The sequence below is a fragment of the Priestia sp. SIMBA_032 genome (assembly GCF_046535215.1).
In the GTDB taxonomy this organism is placed as follows: Bacteria; Bacillota; Bacilli; order Bacillales; family Bacillaceae_H; genus Priestia; species Priestia aryabhattai.
Genome location: NZ_JAWRXD010000724.1, coordinates 1 through 269 on the forward strand (window position 1 = coordinate 1; position 269 = coordinate 269).

Sequence of the window (269 nt, forward strand, 5' to 3'; positions counted from 1 at the left end):
GTTCCTCGCGCTCGCGGTCGACCTCGGCGTCCAGCATCCCCACGAATCGGTCGCCCAGCAGGATCGGGTGGGCGAAGTAGCCGAACCTCCGCTGCGGCTTCGGCTTGAACTGCTCGAGCACGTAGTCGAAATCGAACAGCTCGCGCAGCCGCGGGCGGTCGAAGAGCATGCCGTCGTACGGGCTGAGGAAGGCCACACGGCCGCCCGGGTCGTTCTCGAGGGCCGCGAGCGCCTCCGGGTCGACACGCCACTTCTGGCGCATCCCCTCG

At 69.1% G+C, this 269-nt stretch carries 1 protein-coding gene; it reads right to left on the reverse strand.

Annotated elements, in window-relative coordinates:
• A partial coding sequence (locus SB717_RS36190) for a DNA glycosylase AlkZ-like family protein (protein WP_410907832.1) occupies window positions 1–269 on the reverse strand: 269 nt, incomplete at both ends.